Below are 20202 nucleotides of genomic sequence, written 5' to 3' on the forward strand. Positions count from 1 at the left end.
GTTCATTGGAACTCGTTGGAAAGTGAAAAATTAGTCGCTAGTTTGACGCTTTTTTTCCATATAGTCAAAAAAACGATAGACCCGTTCCTCTTTAAGGGTTTTGGTCATCGGCGGCAGACTATTGAGAAATTGAACGCCATATCGTTTTGTGGAAAGACGCGGATCGGCTATCACAAGCACACCATAATCGCTCGGGTCACGAATCAATCGTCCGACCCCTTGTTTGAGCGAAATAATCGCGCGCGGCAGTTGATAGAGCATAAAAGGGTTTTTATCCTGACTGCGAAGCAGATCAATTTTCGCTTGCTCAATCGGGTCGCCAGGTGAGGCAAAGGGGAATTTCTCGATAATCACGCAAGCAAGGGCATCGCCTTTAACGTCCACCCCTTCCCAAAAGCTCATGGTGCCAAGCAAAATCCCATTGCCCGCTTCACGAAAGGCCTCGATGAGTGCCATCTTCGGCATCTCTCCTTGGACAAAGAGCGGGTATTCGGTGCGATCTTTTAAGAGTGTATGCGCCTCATTGAGCGCGCGATAACTGGTAAAGAGAATAAAGGTGCGCCCTTTAGCGGCATCGATCACCGGGAGCGAGGCTTCAATCATCTCCGGTAGGAAATTGGCATCGCTTGGATTGGGAAGTCCCGGCGGATGATAGAGGAGCGAAATGCGCGGATAATCAAAGGGACTATCGAGCTTTAAGGTATTCTCGGTGGAAAGCCCGAGCGGGCGACAAAAATAGTTAAAATCATCGCGAACGGCAAGGGTCGCAGAGGTGAAAATCCAGCTTGCTTGCAGTTTTTGGCTATTTTGGCGGAAATGATCGGAGATATCGAGCGGGGTTGAATTAAAGCCCACATGAAAGGTATAAGTTTCAAGCCAATTGATGGCATTTTTATTCTCTTCAGTTGCAAGAAGAAGACGCTTCCAGCGGAGCGTTAACTCCTCAATCCGATCGATCATTTTGGTAAACACCGTATGGCGTGAGGCAAGGGGCTTTGTGATCGTGACCAGTGTTTCAAGCACTGAATGAATGTCGCTATAGAGCGTTGTGATGATGGGGTTCGCTTCAAATTCTGCGAGAGCAAAACGTTGGTTCACTTGCGGAAGCGCACGGCGTAGATCGGTAATCTTTTTAAACAGCGCATCGCACGCGGTATCGTGTCCGCTAAAATCCGGTGCTTCCACGGCAATGGCGCGATTAAGATCATCTACCCAATCTTGAAATTGTTTGGTGGAGAGTTGCGTACTAAAGAAGAGGCTCGCGGTTTCCGCTAATTGATGGGCCTCGTCGATAATAATTACATCAACATCCGGTAAGATTTCGCCAAATCCCTCGTTTTTAAGAGAAAAGTCGGCGCAGAGTAAGTGATGGTTAATCACCACGATATCCGATTCCATCGCCTTTTTACGCGCTTTAAAGACAAAACAATCCTCAAAGTTTGGGCACTCATTATGGAGGCAATTTTCCGTCGTTGAGGTCACCTGTGGCCAGAGCCCGTGCTCGGTAATGCCGGAAAGCTGGGTAAGATCGCCATGAATGTCTTGATTGGCAAAGCGCTCAATCTTATAAAATTGCTCCACCTGTTTTTTATTTTCAAAGCGCCCACGACTGCGCACCGATTGAATGCGATAGAGGCAAGCATAGTTGGCGCGTCCCTTTAGAAGGCTTGTGCTAATCGGTTTTTTAATCAGCGAGCGAATGAGGGGAATATCTTTCTCAAAGAGCTGGTCTTGCAGATGCTTAGTTCCCGTTGAGACGAGGACTTTTGCATCGGAGAGAAGGGCGGGGACGAGATAGGCGAAGGTTTTTCCGGTTCCGGTTCCCGCTTCAACAACGAGTGTCTCGCTCGAATTGATCGCTTGATAGACGCGTTCCGCCATTTCGATCTGTTGCTCGCGCGGCTCATAGCCGGAAATAACTTGGCTCAATTCGCCGTCGGGGCCGAAAAAGGAGGTGATCGCGTTTGGGTGTTTGCTCATGATTAAATATTGCGCAATGACTGCTTGACTTTGAGTGAAAAGAATAAAAACTTAAATTTGTCTATTTTTCGCGCAAAACTGAATAGGCGCATCAGATCAATGGATTAACTACTTGCTCGAGAGCTATCCCAAACCTTATCCACAGGCATTGTGGAGAGTTGTGGAGAAGGGCTCTGGGTGAAATTTCACCATCAATTCGCTTGACATTTTTAATTATAAAACAGAAAGGGATTTTAGTGTCTGATTTTTGATCATCTCTGAAACCCCTCTCATATCAATGGATTTGACCGCTATTATAAACCTATCCCAAAACTTATCCACAGACAATGTGGAAAGCTTGGGATAAGTCAGTTGTGTCGATTAGGGCGTTTCTTGATAGCCGCCGACAATGACGGTGCTCAATTTTTCCACATCCACATGCTTTTTAAACGCCGCTTGGATCATCTCGCGAGTCACATTATTGACGTTATCGGCATATTGCTCGAAGTAATCGAGCGGTAATTGATAGGTGGCAATGGAGAGAAGTGCGCTGGCCATCTTCATGTTGCTATCGAGATCGAGGGCCATGCTCCCGGTGAGATTATTTTTCGCGCGGGTCAACGCCTCTTCGCTCGGGCCTTCCTCAATAAAGCGCTTAACGAGCTTTTTCGTCTCAGAAATGGCATGATCGACATCTTGATTGGTGGTCGAGAGCGAAATGGTAAACGGCCCCTTTAAAAACGAGGGCGCAAAATAGCTATAGATGCCGTAGGTGAGCCCTTGCTTTTCGCGGATATCCATCATGAGTTCTGAGGTTAATCCACTGCCGCCTAAGACGTGATTGCCTACAAAGAGCGCGAAATAATCGGGATCAAAGCGATCGATCGCAGGGTGGCCCATCATAATGCGCGATTGCGGACTATCAAAGGCGATCACTTTCGTTTCACCTTTGCTAGGAAGGGGCGTTTCATCAATGGCCGGTTGAGCCTCGCCGGTGCCAAGGGTCTCGCTAATACGATTGGCCAGTGTTTTCGCCTCGGCGAGAGATAGATCGCCGACGATAATAATCTTTGCATTATTGCTGTGATAATAACGTTCTTTAAAGGCGTTTAGATCATCGGTAGTGAGCTTTTTGAGCGATTCCACGAGCATCTCGGAGGTCGATCCAAGATGTTGCCCGGGGTAGAGCATCGCGTAGTAGGCTTCACTTGCAAGGCTATTTTGATTATCAAGGCGCGCTTTTTGAGCATCGATAATTTGCGCAACTTCTCGATTGAATGTCTCTTCATCAAAGCGGGGCGATTTTAAAATCTCTAACAGCAGATCAACGGACGGCGTTAATACTTCCTCATCGGTGAGCGAGCGGTAACGGATCGTCGTTTGCGTCATATTACTGCCGGCGGTAATGGAGGTCGCTAAGCCTTCCATCGTCTCAATGAGCGTCTCTTCATCTTGATTTTTTGTTCCTTTCACAAGGAGTGATGCGGTCAAAGAGGCGAGCCCATGTTGATCCCCTGCACGGAAATTCCCCGCATCGAGCGCAATAATCAGATCGAGAATGGGGAGCTCTGGCAGATTGAGATAATAGACGCTTGCGCCTTCTTCGGTGGTCCAGGTGGTGGGTTTATCCATAGCGTTGGCACTCAGTAGCAGACCCAGCGTTAATGCGATGGTCGCGAGTGATTTCAATAATCGTTTCATCGTTAAGCTCCTTGGGATTCATCGGTGGACTCTTTCGTATCGGTGGATTCCGTCACGGGTTCGATTGCAGATTCCATTGCAGGATCAGATTCAGATTCAGGCTCAGATTCTGGCAGTGCCTTTGGTTCAAGCAGGCCGACGGTGAGACGCTGATCGATAAAGTATCGTTGCGCCACCTCTTGGATCATTTCGGGCGTTACTTTTTCAAGCTCATCGAGCAGTTTTTCCCGATTTTGCCAACCTTCGCCGGTGGTCGTGGTACTGCCGAGCATCATCGCTTGTTGATAGATGGAATCTTGGCCATAAATTTCCGACGCGCGGTAGAGATTGATAATGCGTTTCAGTTCTGCCTTGCTCACTTTTTCCGTTTGCAGGCGCGCGATCTCCGCTTTAATCTCCGCTTCAATGGCACTCAGTGAAACGCCGGCAGTGGGTACAGCGCTAAAGAGTACCGTGGTGTCGTAACGGCGATCAAAACTGTAATAATTGCCGGTGCTAAGCGCGATCTGCTCTTGGCGGACAAGGCGTTTGGTGATGCGTGATGAATCGAGCCCATCTAAAATCGTACTCGCTAGAAGAAGTGCGTAGACATCATTTTTATCTTCTGCGGTATTGATGCTCGGGACTTTATAGGCCATCAATAAAAACGGCATATTGGCAGGAATATTGAGATGAATGCGCTTTTCGCCAAGTTGCTCCGTCTCAAATTCATTGGGGTGAACGATCCCCTCACTTTTCGGAATGGCGCCAAAATAGTGTTCGGCAAGCGCAAAGGTTTTTTCCGCATCCACATCGCCAACCACAACGAGCGTTGCATTATTGGGCGCGTAGTAGCGTGCGTACCAATCTTTAAGATCATCAAGCGTCCACGCCTCAATTTCCGGCATCCAGCCAATAATCGGATTGCGATAGGCGCTGGTATTCCAGACGGTCGCGTTAAAAGCTTCAAAGAATTTCGCTTGTGGACTGCTGTCGGTGCGTTGACGGCGCTCATTGGCCACCACTAATCGCTCCGGCGTAAAATCGTCCTCCGTCAGCACGAGATTTTGCATGCGATCCGCTTCTAGTTTAAGAGCGGTTTCAAGCTCCCAACTGGGAAGATTTTCAAAGTAAGCGGTGTAATCGTAGGAGGTAAAGGCGTTATCTCGACCGCCTAAATTCGCGATGATGGTGGAATGTTCATTCGGGCCCAAGGTATCGGTCCCTTTAAACATCATATGCTCGAGCATGTGGGAGATGCCGCCAAGCCCGCGAGGTTCGTCCACCGAGCCGACTTTATACCACACCATGGTGGTGACAACTGGCGCGCGATGATTTTCGCGTACGATAATTTTTAAGCCATTGTCGAGCTGATGCTCAAACGTGTTTTCGGCAAAGCTCGAGGGAGCAGTAGGGCTTGCGCCCGCAAAATTAACCATGCTAGAAACAAAAACGGCGCCACACAAGGTAAGCGCTGTTTTAGTGAATTTTTTTAATCTCATAAAACCTCCTATAGATGATAGTCGGGTTTGACGAACGGATGAATTAGAGCGTGAAGGTCTCTCCGTTAATGTACTCACGCTCGGTATCGCACAGTTTTTCAACGAGATTGCAGACATCGCGAAGGCTCTTCGGATTCTCTGCGCCCGTAGGCGATACACTAAATTGTAGTGCAGAATTGATACGAACGGGGTCGATGCTGTTAAATTGGATCGCTTGGCTCGCTTCATACTCCTCGGCAAAGAGGTGTTTTAAGGTGGCAATGCCCGCTTTGGCTACGGCGTAACTGCCCCAATAGGCTTTACCGCTTGCCACTTCATTGTGTTCAAAGAAGATCACCGACGCACGAGGCTCTGCCTTATGAAGAAGGGGAAGCATCGCTTGGGTGAGATAGAAGGGCGCATTGAGCGCTAAATTGATGCTTAAATCCCATTTTGCGGGCTCGGTATGCGCAAGGGGCGCGAGATTTCCAAGGTTGACCGCAGTGTGGATAATGCCATCGATTTTCGGGAATTCTTGGGCAATATTGTGCGCAAGCCCGTAATAATCTTCCGAGGTCACTTTATTGAAATCCATGCTGACAATTACCGGCTCTGGGTTACCACGGGCGACGATAATGTCGTAAATTTGATTGAGTTTTTCCTCTTTACGCCCCATTAAAATCACGGTTGCGCCTAAATTGGCAAGGCGAAACGCCGACTCTTTCCCGATTGCGCCCGATGCGCCGGTCACAATAAATACTTTTCCAGTAAACTTTTTCGTATCGCTCATGATTGCTCCTTCACAGCGCAGAGTAGGTAATTAATGCTCACATCATCTTTTAAATAGGCGACGCGGGTAAAGGGATTGTAGTGCATGCCTTTGATACTTTTCACTTTAAGCCCGGCCATTTCGCACATCTCATAGAGTTCAAGCGGGGTGATAAATGAATCGGGGTTATGGGTGCCTTTCGGAACGATGCGAAGGAGGTGTTCCGCCGCAAAAACCGCGAGCATTTTTGATTTCATGTTGCGGTTAAGCGTGGATAAAAAGAGCATTCCGCCCGGTTTTAAGGTCTCCGCGCACGCTTTAACAATGGAGCCCGGCATCGGCACATGTTCGAGCATTTCAAGACAGGTCACCACATCAAATTTCTCAGGGTTCTCTTTTGCAAACTCTTCCACAGTAGTGACGCGATAATCGATAGTAAGATCGTTCACTAACGCATGCGCTTTAGCAGTTTCAATGGCATTTGGCGCCATATCAATAGCGGTCACTTTCGCACCGCGAGCGGCTAATCCTTCAGAAATAATGCCGCCGCCGCAACCGACATCCAGTGCGGTTTTGCCATGGAGATCGATCTCGGAAGTGATATATTCAAAGCGGGTCGGATTGATGTCGTGAAGGGTTTTAAGATCACCATCTTCATTCCACCAATCTTGGTCGTTAAATTTGTTAATTTCGTCGTGTGAAATATTCATACTGATTAGTCTCTCCATCGCTCAGCAGAGTAAAAACAAGTAATGAGGGCGAACCCTCATTTTTTCAAGCGCAAGGCAGGGGTTCTACGATGTTCGCAGAACCATCAGTCCTTATCGATGCCTATTGATCACTTTGTTCCATCAGGCGCTGATTGAGTGTTGAATCGGCAGGGGCAGAGGTGCCATCCTGATCGAGTAAACCGCGAGTGTGTTCAGTGCTCGTGCGGACTTTTTCAATGTCTTCGAGCAGGCTGCGGCTATTAATTTTGCTTAAGAAATCTTCCGGAATAATGGTCGATAAGCTGTTTGCCCACTCCGTCACCGTTGGTGAGAGGCGCGCTTCTTGCCAATAAGGATGATCGCTTAAGGGGGATGTAATGATAAACATCGAGATAAACGCCACAATCAAAATCCCGCGAAGAACGCCAAATGCAGCGCCGAGCAGGCGGTCGATAAAGTTGATTTTAAAGTGACGAATAAAGAGTGAGATCACTAAATTGACTAGCCCCAAAATGAAAAGAAGGCCAAAAAAGGTGATCAGAAAACTTAAAATCGAGGTGAGAATCACATCGTTTCGATTATTTGGATCGGTGGCATCGGCAAGGTTTGAGGCAGGGCTATCGTATAAAATATTGGGAAGCATTTTCGCCACATCTTCAAAATAGAGCGTTGCCCCAATGATGGCGCCAATCCAGACAAGTAACGACAGTACCTCGGTAATCACGCCACGGGTATACGCAACGAGCACCGAAATCAGCATGATGCCTAAAATAATGTAATCGATGATATTTAATTCTTCCACTATTTGGGTCCTTTATTGAGAGTCAGATTATCGAGATAAGATGGTGGTATCGATTTTATTAGCGCGTAGGCGACTTTGAATTCGCTCAGCCTCATCGCGGGTGCGATATGGGCCAATTTGAACCTTGTTAAACTTTCCTTCTACAAAGATGACCGCCGGTAAATTTTGGCGTTTAAACTCGGCATGGCGAGCGTTTGCATTTTGGCGACTGCCAAAGCTTCCCACTTGCACATACCAGCCTTTGCCGCCGCTTGATACTGCGGCCGTTTGAGCGGGTTTGCTTGCTTGCGCGGTTTGTGTCTTTGTAGCCGGTTTATTCTCTTGTACCGAACGGAGTTTAATCGCCGGCGGTTTCACTTCCGCTTTAGGTTTTGTTTGGGCTTGAGCCTGCTTTTGTGTGTTGGTAGCAGGATTGCCATTGTGTGCGTTATTTGTCCCTTGTTGAGCATTAGTGGTCTCTTTTTTCGCAAGGGAATGGCCAGCCGGAAGGGGATCCGGGCGTTTATTGGTGATGACTGTTTTGGGCGTTTCTGCCACAGTTTTGGGCTCGCTCTCGATCTTATCCCAAAGCGATTCAGGCACTACCGATTTATTGCCGCCCTCGACCATCGGATCTGGGAATTCTTCCGTCATTGGGGGAAGCGCAGGTTTGGTCTCTTTGGGCTTAAATTCAACCGTAGGGGGTTTGACGATAATGGTGCTTGAGCCATCGTCATTTTTGGTGGTCATGGGGATCACTAAGCGATTGGTCTTCTCGTTTTTAAGATCATTTTCGCTGAGCATCTGCGTGCTTTGCCCCGGTAAATTGGGATTTGGTTTAAAGACGAGCGGCGAGAGCAATAACGCGATTGCCACAATAAATAGAAGCCCAATCAGGCGACGTAAGAGTGTTTTATTAATCGTGATAGCCATAGTCGTTAAGCCAATTTATTCCTGCAGAAACAATGTGAAATGAGCCAAATACGATGATTATATCATCTTTAGAGGCGTCCTTTAATGCTTTTTCGCAAGCGGATGGCACATCGTGAGTGAGGGTATAACGGTGATCAATTTCGGTGGCAATTCGCTCAAGCAACGCCGCTTCCGTTTGGCCACGTTCGCCATCAATTCCGGTTAAATACCAGTGATCGATGTGGGAGTTTAATTCATGGGTGACCGCAAACGGGTCTTTATCAATGAGCATACCAAAAACCGCTAAAACACGGCCTTTAGGTGGATAGCTCTCAATGAGGTCTTTTAAAACGCGTGCCCCTTGGCGATTGTGAGTGACATCGAGATAGAGATCCGGTGAACCCTCTTTTTTAAGCGGTTGAAAGCGCCCTTTGAGCGACACATGGGAAAGCCCTGAGCCAATTTTTTCTAGATCGACGGGGAAGGGCGAGAGCAGAAGCGCACTAATCGCCGTTACCGCATTTTGATATTGATGTCGGCCAAGGAGACTTAATTTAGGCAGCGTCAGTTCGATCGTTTCCTTTGAGTTTGCTTGGTTGCTTGCGAGATTCTGGGCGGTGGAATTCTGGGTGAGCGAATAGGTAAAACGCCCATCTTCTAAAATCTCATACGTAATTGCATCGCCTTGGGAATAACGCGTCGCCCCCATTTTTTCGCATTGGGTGATGATCGGTTCAGGCGGATTGACTTCGCTGGTAATCACGATCGCGCCCTCTTTAATTACGCCTGCTTTTTCAAAGGCAATTTTCTCAATGGTATCGCCCAAAATGTGAGTGTGATCAAGGTCGATCGGGGTAATCAGCGCCATATCGGCACGGGTGATATTGGTTGAATCCAGGCGGCCGCCTAAGCCCACCTCTAAAATCGCCACATCGACATTTTCTTTTTTAAAGCAGTAAAACGCCGCTAAGGTTGCAAACTCAAAGTAGGTGAGCGTGATCTCGCCACGAGCGGTTTCAATCGCGTTAAAGGCTTCCATAATGAGCGCATCACCCGCTTCTTTTAAATTAAGGCGAATGCGTTCATTAAAACGATTGATGTGAGGCGAGGTAAAGAGGCCGGTTTTATAGCCTTGCTCGGTAAAGAGCGTCGCCGTTGTGGTCGCGGTAGAGCCTTTACCATTGGTGCCCGCAACGATAATAACGTGCGGGGCAATGGGTTCGATTGCGAGCGTTTTGAGCACAGCACGGATACGCTCTAATTTAAAATCCATCGATAATGGGTGAATGGACTCAAGGTGGCTAAGCCACGCATCGAGCGTATCGAGCTGTTTACGCATAATAGGTCTATTGAACCTCTGCAATCGATTCAGGTAAGTGTGATAATTTTGCAAGTAGACGTGAAATTTCGTTACGAAGTTCACGGCGGTCAACGATCATATCGATCGCACCTTTTTCGATTAAGAATTCACTCTGTTGGAAACCTTCCGGTAATTTCTCACGCACGGTTTGTTCAATGACGCGAGGGCCAGCAAAGCCGATCAGCGCTTTCGGTTCAGCGATAATCACATCGCCCAGCATCGCAAAACTTGCCGATACTCCACCAAAGGTTGGGTCGGTTAACACAGAGATAAAGGGAAGTCCTTTTTCATTCATTTTTGCCACAACAGCGGAGGTTTTGGCCATCTGCATCAGTGAGGTTAAGCCCTCCTGCATACGCGCGCCGCCACTTGTGATAAAGACCACAAAGGGAATGCCAAGCTCCATCGCACGATTTCCGGCGATTTTAAAACGCTCACCCACAACCGATCCCATCGATGCGCCCATAAAGCTAAAATCAAATGCGCCTGCCACGATCGGAAGTCCTTTTACAGAGCCTTCCATCACAATGAGCGCTTCAGTTTCGCCCGTGGATTTTTGCGCCGCGGCTAAACGATCTTTATAGCGTTTACTATCTTTAAAGCCTAAAAAGTCAACGGAGGCTAAGTTTGCACCGAGCTCTTTTCCGCTTGTTTCATCTAAGAATGATTCAAGACGATTGCGCGCCGAAAGACGCATGTGGTGATCACATTTAGGGCAGACATTTAAGTTCGCCTCGAGCTCTTGTTGATAGAGGATCGAATCACATGAATTACACTTTGCCCAGACACCTTCTGGAACTTGTTTTTTAGCACTTTGTGTGCGAATCCGCATGGGATTAAGACGTTGGAACCAACTCATTCGTAAACACCTTTTAATAAACTTTTTAGAAGGATGATTTTCTCATAAAAAAGAGAAATAGCCAATCGTAAGATTAGCGGGCATGACCCTGTCACGCCGATCAGAATTTTTAAATATAGGCTATCTTACCATGAAATGATTTTGGAGATATTTTTCCAATCATTCTCGAATTTTTGTCAATTTACGATATAATTAGTACGTTTTTAGTGCTAATTACACGAGCTGAAAGAATTTTGTTATGAGTGTTGATATTAAAGAGCTGTATCAGGAAGTGATTCTTGATCACAATAAGCGTCCGCGCAACTTCCGAGTGATCGATCCGGCAACGCATACGGGCAAGGGTTTTAATCCGCTCTGCGGCGATCAGATTGAGGTCTATCTCTCAGTCAATTCGGCGGGCATTGTGGAAGCGGCGGCCTTTCAAGGGGAAGGATGCGCGATATCAACGGCCTCAAGTTCCATTATGACAGAGCTTGTGATTGGGAAGTCGATCGGCGAGATTGAGGCGCTTTTTACCGCATTTGAAATGGCAGTGAAGGCGAATGAAACGAGTAATGAACTTGCTCATCTTGGCGATCTAAGTGCATTGGTGGGCGTACGGGAGTATCCGGCGCGCGTTAAATGTGCAACGCTTCCTTGGCACGCTTTGCAAGCGGCGATCCATCACGCATCGGGCGCGGTAGAGAGCGAAAAAGAATAACCGAGATACACACGTTACAATTGAAATAACTTGAAATAAAAACGAGTCGCCCAGCGGCTTTATTGGTTTAGGAGACACAATAAAATGGAGATTAAAACCGACGATCCCAATTTTCCACGCATCTTATTTGCAGAAGGGGTGGAGCAGACGGAAGCGAATACACGCGCGGCGGAAGAGATGGTTCCGAAAATTATCGAAGCGATCAAAAAAGTGTACGACCCTGAGATTCCGGTGGATATTTATGAGCTAGGTCTTATTTATGCGATTGAATTTAACGAGCTAACCGAGGATAATGTGCGCGTTCAAATCGACATGACGTTAACCGCGCCAGGGTGCCCTGTTGCCGGTGAAATGCCGAGCTGGGTAAGCAACGCAATCTACTCAATTCCGCAAATTAAAGAGTGTTTAGTGGATCTTGTATGGGAACCCTTCTGGACACCCGAGCGCATGTCGTTGCGTGCTAAATTGGAACTCAATATGTTCTAAATAAACAATAAATTGGCAAATGCCAAAGGAGCTGTACCTATGAAACGACCACTTTTTAAAGTGACCTTATTAAGCTCGTTACTTGCAACGAGCATCGCATTGGCAGCTCCTTCTGGGGCACTGTTACGGGAGCATATCGAAGAGGATACGCTCCTTTATTTACGCGTTCCAGAATTAGTGAGCGGCGGCACGCTGAGCAATAATCATAATGAATTAAACCGCCTCTACTCCAATAAAGAATTCCAAAAAACCACCAAAGCGCTTGCGGCAGCCATCCAAAATCCTAAAACGGTGGAAGGCGCGTTAAAACGTCTTGGGGTAAACCGCAATGCCGCTGAATTTAGCTACGCAATTGCGCTATTAAGCCGCATTAATTCACCGCTTGAAGTGGCCGTTGTGGGGCAAAGCATTGAAAATCTCTCAGGTTATCTAACGGCCGGCGTTGAATTTGAATCGGTCCGTGAGATCAATCAATTTCTGCAAACGTTAGGCGTTCCGCCGACCATTCAATTAAGCCCTGAAGGCGATCTTGCTGCTGGCGCTGTAGCGATCCATTTTGACACCAAAGCAAAACGTCTATATTTAATGGGATCATCGAAAGGGGCGGGACTTACCGAGCTTGAAGCGTGGAAGAAAACTTTAAATAGCCGCGCTAATAAAGAAGGGAATGTAATGAGCGTTGCCGAGTCGCGCATTGATCCCTCGGGCGATGGACTCTTTTTCTGGATGAGCGCGCCTAAGGGACAATTGGCCGAAGAGCTCGCCTTTTTTATTATGATGATGGATGAAAATCCGCTCTTCCCAATGCTGTTGCATCCGGATTTTAAAGGTCTCTCATTTGGCGCAGGTAAAACCGATGAAAATCGCGGGCAAATTCGCTTTGTAATCGAAGGAGATACGCAAAAAGTATTAGGGTATTCTGGCAGCGAAAAAACGCCATTAAATTTTGAAACGCTCGGAACGCCGCAATATATGGCGCATCAAACGCTTCCCTCAATTGCGGAATGGAACAGCTTTGAAAATCACATTCTTAATTTTCTAGAAGTTGATCAGCAAGAGGCTTATCGCATTGGCAAAGAGAAATTCAAAGCTGAATTGGATAAAAAACTTGGCTTTGATAGTGCGCTCTTTGTGAAAGCCTTTGGCCCGGATATTGCCGTCTATAAAGATGATTCAGGCGATAATACCGCTATCCGCATTCGTGATAAAGCGGCCTATAAAGAGCTCGCAAGCGCACTTGAAAAATCGGCAGAATCCGCTGAGAAAAAATCCGGCGTGACTCATTACCATTTTAATAATCAAAGCTACCGCGAACTGATTGATTTTGCTTTTTCAGAGGCGGAGCCCGAAGCGCGTGATGGGGTGATTGTGGCGCGTTTCTTATTGGCTAAATGGGTTGACCTCGGCGTTATGAATCAATTTTTCACCCCGGATAGCCATCTCTATTTAGTGGAAGATAATGATTGGGTATTTGTGAATTCGATTCCACAGCCATTAATTGAGCGTAAAAAAGCGAAATTTAAAGTAGCGCCATGGTTAAAAGAGAATAGCTACCGCTCCGAGAATGCATTCTTAGGCAGTACAATCAATGTCAAAGGCGCGTATCAGAAGTATTATTACGGCCTGCTTGAGCGTCTCCAAGTTTTTGGCGATGAGATGAATGTGCCGGTGAATTTAAATGAATTCCCGCTCTACAGCGATCTTCGCGTGAAAGAGTCGTCACAGGTTAATATTTCGCTCGATTGGACCAAAGAGTATCTCGGCTGGAGCTATCAATATGAATTGTTGCCTACCGATTACGATTATGGCTACGGTTCGACCTATGCGCAGCTCTATATGGTGGACGTTGCGGGCATGTTTGCGATTCCGGCGTACCAAGATTATGGTAAGCGTCAAATGGTGGCGGAAGGATTGATGCTCTCGGCAGCGGCAAAAGCGGCGGCGACAGAGTATTACGCAACCATGGGTGAGTGGCCTGCGGATAATCAAACCGCGGGACTTTTACCGGCAGATACGATTCGCAGTAATGCGGTGCGCGGCGTAGAGATTAATGAAAATGTGATTCTAATTCACTTTGATGAAATGCTCGATTATGGTTCGGTTATTTTGGAAGGCAGCGCGACTGAGGATGGCTGGGGCTCGGTAGTTTGGAATTGCTATTCCATCGACATCGCCGATCGTTATCTTCCTGCGAATTGCCGTTTTTAATTTTTAATTAAAGTAAAACAGAAACAATAAAAAGCCCGTAACGAAGACTCTTAATTGAGGTCGTTACGGGCTTTTTCATATCCGGTATCCGGTTATTTGATTTTTATATGCTTACTCGTTTACTTTTTAAGGAATGGCGCAAGGAATTTCCCGGTATAACTCTTTTTGCATTTTGCTACCGCTTCCGGTGTGCCTGAAATAAGAATTTCACCGCCTTTAGCGCCGCCCTCAGGGCCAAGATCGATAATCCAATCGGCGGTTTTAATCACATCGAGATTGTGCTCAATAATGATAATGGTATTGCCTTGATCGCGAAGATGATGAATCACTTGTAATAGCTCAGCAATGTCATCAAAATGGAGGCCAGTTGTGGGCTCATCGAGGATATAGACCGTTTTTCCGGTATCGCGTTTGGAGAGTTCGCGCGAGAGTTTGACCCGCTGCGCTTCACCGCCGGATAAGGTGGTCGCATTTTGCCCGAGAGTAATGTAGCTCAAGCCCACATCCATCAAGGTTTTAAGGCGACGATGCACCACAGGAATCGCTTCGAAAAATTCGCACGCATCTTCCACGGTCATATCGAGCACTTCATTAATCGCTTTTCCCTTATATTTGATCTCAAGGGTCTCACGATTGTAGCGTTTCCCGTGACACTCATCGCACATCACATAGATATCGGGAAGGAAATGCATCTCCACTTTAATGAGGCCATCGCCCTGACAATGCTCACAGCGGCCGCCTTTCACGTTAAAACTAAAACGCCCCGGTTGATAGCCCCGTGCCCGCGCTTCTGGTGTGCCGGCAAAGAGCTCACGAATGGGGGTGAAAAGTCCGGTGTAAGTAGCGGGATTGGAACGCGGCGTTCGCCCAATCGGGCTCTGGTCGATATTGACAATCTTATCAATATGCTCAAGGCCATTAAGCGCCTTATGCGGGGCAATCTCAACGCTATGATTATCGTTGAGCGCACGAGCAATGGCGCCATAGAGCGTGTCATTGACGAGCGTTGATTTCCCCGATCCTGAAACACCGGTAACGCAGGTTAAGAGTCCGAGCGGGAATTTTGCGGTGACATTTTTAAGGTTGTTGCCGGTTGCGCCCACAAGTTCTAAAAATCGTTCAGGATCGGGCGCGGTGCGCTCTGTGGGCACCTCAATTTTTTTACGCCCTGAGAGATAGGCGCCGGTGAGGGAATGTTTATTTTTCTTGATTTGAAGTGGGGTGCCTTCCGCAACAATATTTCCGCCGTGAACCCCTGCACCAGGGCCAATATCGACGATATAGTCTGCGGCGTTAATGGCATCTTCGTCGTGCTCCACCACAATGACGGTATTGCCAAGATCGCGGAGGTGAATAAGCGTTTTTAAGAGGCGATCATTATCGCGCTGATGAAGGCCGATCGACGGCTCATCGAGTACATAGAGAACGCCCACCAGTCCCGCACCAATTTGAGAGGCAAGACGAATCCGCTGCGCTTCACCACCTGAGAGGGTTTCCGCCGAACGGGAGAGATTGAGGTAATCGAGCCCCACATTGACTAAAAAGCCAAGGCGTTCGACGATCTCTTTAAAGATCTTATCGGCAATTTCCGCTTTCGCCCCTTTGAGTTCGACAGTTTTAGCCCAGTCGAGCGCTTCATCGATGGGAAGGGCGGTAATTTGATGGATCGCTTTATTGGCAATCAAGATATTTTGCGCAGCTTCCCCTAATCGGCTCCCGTGACATTTCGGGCAAGGGCGCGTCGCTAAAAATCGGGTAAGATTTTCACGCACCACCTGCGAATCGGTCTCATGATAGCGGCGCTCAAGATTGGGTAAAATCCCCTCAAATTCATGAATGCGAATAGAGCGTTTGCCTTGATTGGTCACATAGTGAAATTCGATCTCTTCACTGCCACTGCCGTAAAGCACGATCTCTTGGATCTTTTTCGGCAATTCCTCAAAGGGCGTATCGATATTAAATTGATAGTGCGCCGCAAGGGATTGGAGCATGGCAAAATAGTAGGCGGAATTTTTATCCCAGCCACGAATCGCGCCATCAGAGAGCGGAAGCGAGCGCGAGGTGATCACTTTATCCGGGTCGAAAAATTGGCTCACGCCTAACCCTTCACAACTCGGGCAAGCACCGGCAGGATTATTAAACGAGAAGAGACGCGGCTCAAGCTCCGGAATGGAAAATCCGCACTCAGGACAGGCGTAATTGGCGGAAAAACTGAGCTCTGTTTCACCGCTTTGCATATCGACAATTTGCGCCAGCCCATCGGAAAGATCGAGCGCAATTTCAAGCGATTCCGCCAGACGTAGCGCAAGATCGGGACGAACGCGGAAGCGGTCAACCACCACATCAACGGTGTGATTTTGCTTGGGATTGATCGTGGGAATTTGGTCGATCTCATAGACCTCACCATCAATGCGCACTCGCAAAAATCCTTGCGCTTTGAGCTCATCGAAGAGTTTTGCGTGCTCGCCTTTTCGATTTCGAATAATGGGCGAAATCAGCATGAGGCGCTTTTCATCGGAGAGTTCGAGCGTCATATCCACCATCTGGGTGATGGTTTGGGCATTGAGCGGGAGTTTATGCGTTGGGCAATGGGGCGTACCGATCCGCGCGAAAAGGAGGCGAAGATAGTCGTAAATTTCAGTAACCGTGCCCACCGTTGAGCGCGGATTATGGGAGGTGGATTTTTGCTCAATGGAGATCGCGGGCGATAATCCGGCAATGTGATCAACATCGGGTTTATCCATCATTGAGAGGAATTGGCGCGCGTAAGCCGAGAGCGATTCCACATAACGGCGCTGCCCTTCGGCGTAGAGCGTATCAAAGGCGAGCGACGATTTGCCCGATCCCGAAAGCCCGGTAATCACGATCAGTTTATTGCGCGGCAGGGTGAGATTGATGTTTTTAAGATTGTGGGTGCGAGCCCCTTGAATGATAATATCGTCCATAAATTATCCTTAAATCAAAATCCCCGCACCGAGCGGGGAATCTGACGTTGAATGTAGAAATCTACAGGTCTGTTCTTCGTGTGTTTGTTGCGTTTAGATCAGCTGATTTTCTTTGGTCACCATCAGCGCTTGTAAAATATTGAGCGCCTCGTAGAGATAGTAATCGGTCTCCGCATGTTTGCTGTTATCGATGTAGTGAATCTCAGCGGGCGCGTTGCCATTTTCATTTTCAAGATGGCCTTTAATGTCTTGCTCGCGGATCGATAAGAGTTGCGTTTGCAGCTCTACATTGACTGGCGCCACCATCACATCGGGGATAATCCCGGTGGTTTGAATGGAGGTGCCGTTGGGCGTGTAGTAGCGCGCGGAGGTATATTTTAACCCTTGACCGTCCGCAAGATCGATCACTGTCTGCACCGAGCCTTTTCCAAAGCTCTTTTCACCAACGACTAACGCACGTTTTTGGTCTTGAAGGGCTCCAGCAACGATCTCGGAGGCGGACGCTGAACCTGAGTTAATCAGCACAATAATCGGCGCTCCGGCAAGAAGATCGCCTTTGGTCGCGCTAAAGGATTCTTGCGCATGTTCGGCGCGGCCTTTGGTGTAGACAATCAGTCCATTTTGAATGAAGAGATCCGAGAGCGATACCGCTTCATCAAGGAGTCCACCGGGGTTATTGCGCAGGTCAAGAATCATCCCTTTAATCGCCCCTTTTTTGGCAATCGCATGGGTTTGCATCTCTTTGATGGCGCTTTCCACCTCTTTGGTGCTGCCTTCTTGGAATTGGCTGAGGCGCACATAGGCGATCGAATCGTTGAGCGTTTCATATTGCACGCTTTTCGTTTTGATCACATCGCGGATAATCTCAAAGGTGAGCGGGGTGTTTGATTGATCACGAAGCACTTTAATGGTAACCGTCGTGCCCACATCGCCGCGCAGCATTTTAATCGCTTTATCGGTATCGATGGTTTGAACGGCAATGTCGTCGATCTGAATAATATTGTCGCCCGGTTTGATTCCCGCTTTTTCCGCAGGACTGCCATCAATCGGAGAGATCACCTTGATAAATCCGCGATCGGCAGTGACTTCAATGCCAAGGCCGGCAAATTCACCAGAAGTGCTCTCTTTGGCGGACTCATATTCATCTTGAGTATAAAACGTCGAGTGTGGATCAAGCCCTGAGAGCATTCCTTTAATGGCGTTGGTCATGAGGTCTTTATCGCTAATTGGGTCGACGTAATTTTCTTTGAGTTGTTCTAAAGTTTCAATAAAAAGACGCACATCGTCAATGGGAAGAGGATCGTGCGACGAAGCACTTGGCATCGCCGGAACGGTGATCGGAGCATCACTAATATCGCTCTGCGGAGTCTCGTCTGCAAGGGGTGAGCCTTGGGCGAGTCCGAGTGTGAGCTGTCCGGTTAAAAATAGGGCAAGCCAGAGACGTTTGAATTTCATCGTTATATCCTCTTTTGTGTTGCAGGGTCTGATACGGCCTTATTAGTAAGTGTTGCAGCGCGTATCAGACTCCCAGCTTAATTATTGAAAATTCACTAGGTTTTTCCCAGTCATCTCAGAGGGCTGTTTTACCCCGATGAGACTTAAAATCGTCGGTGATAGATCGCAGAGCGAACCATCGGGCGAAAGGGTGGCTTTACGTCCAAGATAGATTAAGGGAACCGGGCCTGTGGTATGCGCTGTGTGAGGTTGCTCCGTTGCAGGGTCCCACGTTTTTTCCGCATTGCCGTGGTCGGCGGTAACGAGCATTTCACCGCCCATCGCTTTCACCGCTTCATATACTTTACCAATGCCACTATCCACCGCTTCTACCGCTTTCACGATCGCGTCAAATACGCCGGTATGGCCGACCATATCAGGATTGGCGTAGTTACAGATAATCACATCAAATTTACCCGAATGAATCGCTTCAACAAGCTTTTCAGTCACTTCCGGCGCACTCATTTCAGGCTGAAGATCGTAGGTTGCCACCTTCGGTGAGCTCACTAAAATGCGCTCTTCATTGGGGAAGACTTTCTCTTCACCGCCATTAAAGAAGAAGGTCACATGCGGATATTTTTCCGTTTCAGCAATGCGAAGTTGCGCTAAGCCTTCATGAGCAAGGACTTCCCCTAAACCGTTTTTAATCTCAACGGGAGGGTAAGCGATCTCAACATTGAGCCCTTCTTGATATTGAGTAAGCGTAATGTAATGAGAGAGTTTCGGGCGATATTTTGGAGTAAAGCCTTCAAAATCATCTTCAGTAAAGGGGTAGGTGATTTCGCGAGCACGGTCGGCGCGGAAGTTCATAAACACCACGGCATCGCCATGATTGATTTTTACTTTTTCACCGATCACGGTTGGCTCAACAAATTCATCGTTTTCGCCACGCTCATACGCGGCTTCAAGCCCTTCAAGTGTGCTCTCTGCATGATATTCCCCAAGGCCTTGGCTAATGAGATTGTACGCTTTTTCCACGCGATCCCAACGTTTATCACGGTCCATCGCAAAGTAGCGACCGATCATGGTGGCAACGCGGCCTTTGCCTAAAGATTTAAAGAGTGCGTCGGCTTTTTCGAGCGAGGCTTTCGCTGAGCGTGGAGGCATATCGCGGCCATCTAAGAAAGCGTGAAGATAGATCTCTTCCACCCCTTTTTCCACCGCTTGTTTAATGAGCGCGAAGATGTGCGCTTCATTGGAATGAACGCCACCGGGGGATAAAAGACCAAAGACGTGAAGGGCTTTGCCTTCCTCTTTAATGTCGCTAAATGCGCTATTGATCACAGGATTTCGGCCAAGTTCGCCGGTTTCAATCTCTTGGGTGATGCGGGTGAAATCTTGATATACCACGCGTCCCGCGCCGATATTCATATGCCCAACTTCAGAGTTACCCATCTGACCATCGGGGAGGCCGACAAACTCACCAGAGGTATTGATTAAGGTGGTCGCACCGATTTCTAAAAAACGATCCCAATTGGGCGTATTCGCTGCCGCAATTGCATTATTTTCCGTTTCCTTACGGAAACCCCAACCATCTAAGATACAGAGAACCAAGGGTTTTGGCGTGTTCATTTAAATGAAATCCTTCTTAATTAAAATCAAATACTCCAATATTATAGGTGAAAGTAGAGAAAATATCAGAAGAGATCGACCGAAAAAGGAAAGTTTTCCACGCAAAAAACCATTTTAATTAAAGGGCGTTTTCCGTGATAGGGGGGAAAGCGTTTACCCGGAGCGCCAAAAAATGGACAAAGCTTGCTAAACTTAGGTCACAAAAAGGTCATACTGGCCTGATAAAAGAGTACGATCGCATCGTATTTTGTCACGATTTTGTGAATATTTCGCGAGGGTTTCGCGG

Annotated in this window: 15 protein-coding genes; 3 read left to right on the plus strand and 12 right to left on the minus strand. The window is 47.7% G+C overall.

Annotated elements, in window-relative coordinates; genetic code table 11:
• Positions 1–30: 30 nt before the first annotated feature.
• The 9 genes from OXI21_RS05425 to accD all read right to left on the minus strand — a co-directional run bounded on the left by OXI21_RS05425 (position 31) and on the right by accD (position 10511).
• Positions 31–1980 carry an ATP-dependent DNA helicase gene (locus tag OXI21_RS05425; protein WP_279618544.1) on the minus strand — a complete coding sequence of 650 codons (1950 nt, stop codon included), beginning with the start codon at positions 1978–1980 and terminating at the stop codon, positions 31–33.
• Positions 1981–2340: 360 nt separating this feature from the next.
• On the minus strand, positions 2341–3660 hold the full coding sequence (locus OXI21_RS05430; RefSeq protein ID WP_279618545.1) for a pitrilysin family protein: 1320 nt from the start codon (positions 3658–3660) through the stop codon (positions 2341–2343).
• A 2-nt stretch (positions 3661–3662) separates the two neighbouring features.
• The gene (locus tag OXI21_RS05435) at positions 3663–5141 is read right to left on the minus strand and encodes a pitrilysin family protein (RefSeq protein WP_279618546.1); all 1479 of its coding nucleotides are present in this window, start codon (positions 5139–5141) and stop codon (positions 3663–3665) included.
• Positions 5142–5184: 43 nt separating this feature from the next.
• Positions 5185–5910, minus strand: a complete 726-nt coding sequence (locus OXI21_RS05440; RefSeq protein WP_279618547.1) for an SDR family NAD(P)-dependent oxidoreductase — start codon at positions 5908–5910, stop codon at positions 5185–5187.
• Positions 5907–6599: a bifunctional 2-polyprenyl-6-hydroxyphenol methylase/3-demethylubiquinol 3-O-methyltransferase UbiG gene (gene ubiG / locus OXI21_RS05445; RefSeq protein ID WP_279618548.1), complete on the minus strand. Its 693-nt coding sequence runs from the start codon at positions 6597–6599 to the stop codon at positions 5907–5909. The genes OXI21_RS05440 and ubiG overlap by 4 nt, the downstream gene beginning before the upstream one ends.
• Positions 6600–6720: 121 nt before the next feature.
• Positions 6721–7401: a CvpA family protein gene (locus tag OXI21_RS05450; RefSeq protein WP_279618549.1), complete on the minus strand. Its 681-nt coding sequence runs from the start codon at positions 7399–7401 to the stop codon at positions 6721–6723.
• Positions 7402–7428: 27 nt separating this feature from the next.
• A complete protein-coding gene (locus tag OXI21_RS05455) occupies positions 7429–8313 on the minus strand; it encodes an SPOR domain-containing protein (RefSeq protein ID WP_279618550.1) in 885 nt (294 codons plus the stop codon).
• Positions 8297–9631: a bifunctional folylpolyglutamate synthase/dihydrofolate synthase gene (locus OXI21_RS05460; protein WP_279618551.1), complete on the minus strand. Its 1335-nt coding sequence runs from the start codon at positions 9629–9631 to the stop codon at positions 8297–8299. Before OXI21_RS05460 ends, OXI21_RS05455 begins: the two co-directional genes overlap by 17 nt.
• Positions 9632–9638: 7 nt before the next feature.
• A complete protein-coding gene (gene accD / locus OXI21_RS05465; RefSeq protein WP_279618552.1) occupies positions 9639–10511 on the minus strand; it encodes an acetyl-CoA carboxylase, carboxyltransferase subunit beta in 873 nt (290 codons plus the stop codon).
• A gap of 238 nt (positions 10512–10749) precedes the next feature.
• On the opposite strand from accD, the gene sufU reads away from it, so the two are divergent.
• The 3 genes from sufU to OXI21_RS05480 all read left to right on the plus strand — a co-directional run bounded on the left by sufU (position 10750) and on the right by OXI21_RS05480 (position 13905).
• Positions 10750–11211: a Fe-S cluster assembly sulfur transfer protein SufU gene (gene sufU / locus OXI21_RS05470; RefSeq protein ID WP_279618553.1), complete on the plus strand. Its 462-nt coding sequence runs from the start codon at positions 10750–10752 to the stop codon at positions 11209–11211.
• A 177-nt stretch (positions 11212–11388) separates the two neighbouring features.
• On the plus strand, positions 11389–11697 hold the full coding sequence (locus tag OXI21_RS05475) for an iron-sulfur cluster assembly protein (RefSeq protein WP_347815515.1): 309 nt from the start codon (positions 11389–11391) through the stop codon (positions 11695–11697).
• Positions 11698–11736: 39 nt separating this feature from the next.
• The gene (locus OXI21_RS05480; RefSeq protein ID WP_279618555.1) at positions 11737–13905 is read left to right on the plus strand and encodes a pilin; all 2169 of its coding nucleotides are present in this window, start codon (positions 11737–11739) and stop codon (positions 13903–13905) included.
• A gap of 119 nt (positions 13906–14024) precedes the next feature.
• Here the strand turns inward: OXI21_RS05480 and uvrA are convergent, their stop codons facing one another.
• From uvrA to gpmI, 3 genes are all read right to left on the minus strand, one after another.
• Positions 14025–16850 carry an excinuclease ABC subunit UvrA gene (uvrA, locus tag OXI21_RS05485; protein ID WP_279618556.1) on the minus strand — a complete coding sequence of 942 codons (2826 nt, stop codon included), beginning with the start codon at positions 16848–16850 and terminating at the stop codon, positions 14025–14027.
• Between the two features lie 93 nt (positions 16851–16943).
• Positions 16944–18305 (minus strand): S41 family peptidase, encoded by a 1362-nt coding sequence (locus OXI21_RS05490; RefSeq protein ID WP_279618557.1) that lies wholly within the window; start codon positions 18303–18305, stop codon positions 16944–16946.
• Between the two features lie 81 nt (positions 18306–18386).
• The gene (gene gpmI, locus OXI21_RS05495; protein ID WP_279618558.1) at positions 18387–19916 is read right to left on the minus strand and encodes a 2,3-bisphosphoglycerate-independent phosphoglycerate mutase; all 1530 of its coding nucleotides are present in this window, start codon (positions 19914–19916) and stop codon (positions 18387–18389) included.
• Positions 19917–20202 lie beyond the last annotated feature (286 nt).

Source organism: Ignatzschineria sp. RMDPL8A (genome assembly GCF_029815055.1).
GTDB lineage: Bacteria > Pseudomonadota > Gammaproteobacteria > Cardiobacteriales > Wohlfahrtiimonadaceae > CALZBJ01.

Bases quoted from the DNA above. Each gene is read 5' to 3' on its own strand.
- OXI21_RS05425 (WP_279618544.1), bottom strand. From the start codon at position 1,980: ATGAGCAAACACCCAAACGCGATCACCTCCTTTTTCGGCCCCGACGGC.
- OXI21_RS05430 (WP_279618545.1), bottom strand. From the start codon at position 3,660: ATGAAACGATTATTGAAATCACTCGCGACCATCGCATTAACGCTGGGT.
- OXI21_RS05435 (WP_279618546.1), bottom strand. From the start codon at position 5,141: ATGAGATTAAAAAAATTCACTAAAACAGCGCTTACCTTGTGTGGCGCC.
- OXI21_RS05440 (WP_279618547.1), bottom strand. From the start codon at position 5,910: ATGAGCGATACGAAAAAGTTTACTGGAAAAGTATTTATTGTGACCGGC.
- ubiG (WP_279618548.1), bottom strand. From the start codon at position 6,599: ATGAATATTTCACACGACGAAATTAACAAATTTAACGACCAAGATTGG.
- OXI21_RS05455 (WP_279618550.1), bottom strand. From the start codon at position 8,313: ATGGCTATCACGATTAATAAAACACTCTTACGTCGCCTGATTGGGCTT.
- OXI21_RS05460 (WP_279618551.1), bottom strand. From the start codon at position 9,631: ATGCGTAAACAGCTCGATACGCTCGATGCGTGGCTTAGCCACCTTGAG.
- accD (WP_279618552.1), bottom strand. From the start codon at position 10,511: ATGAGTTGGTTCCAACGTCTTAATCCCATGCGGATTCGCACACAAAGT.
- sufU (WP_279618553.1), top strand. From the start codon at position 10,750: ATGAGTGTTGATATTAAAGAGCTGTATCAGGAAGTGATTCTTGATCAC.
- OXI21_RS05475 (WP_347815515.1), top strand. From the start codon at position 11,389: ATGGTTCCGAAAATTATCGAAGCGATCAAAAAAGTGTACGACCCTGAG.
- OXI21_RS05480 (WP_279618555.1), top strand. From the start codon at position 11,737: ATGAAACGACCACTTTTTAAAGTGACCTTATTAAGCTCGTTACTTGCA.
- uvrA (WP_279618556.1), bottom strand. From the start codon at position 16,850: ATGGACGATATTATCATTCAAGGGGCTCGCACCCACAATCTTAAAAAC.
- OXI21_RS05490 (WP_279618557.1), bottom strand. From the start codon at position 18,305: ATGAAATTCAAACGTCTCTGGCTTGCCCTATTTTTAACCGGACAGCTC.
- gpmI (WP_279618558.1), bottom strand. From the start codon at position 19,916: ATGAACACGCCAAAACCCTTGGTTCTCTGTATCTTAGATGGTTGGGGT.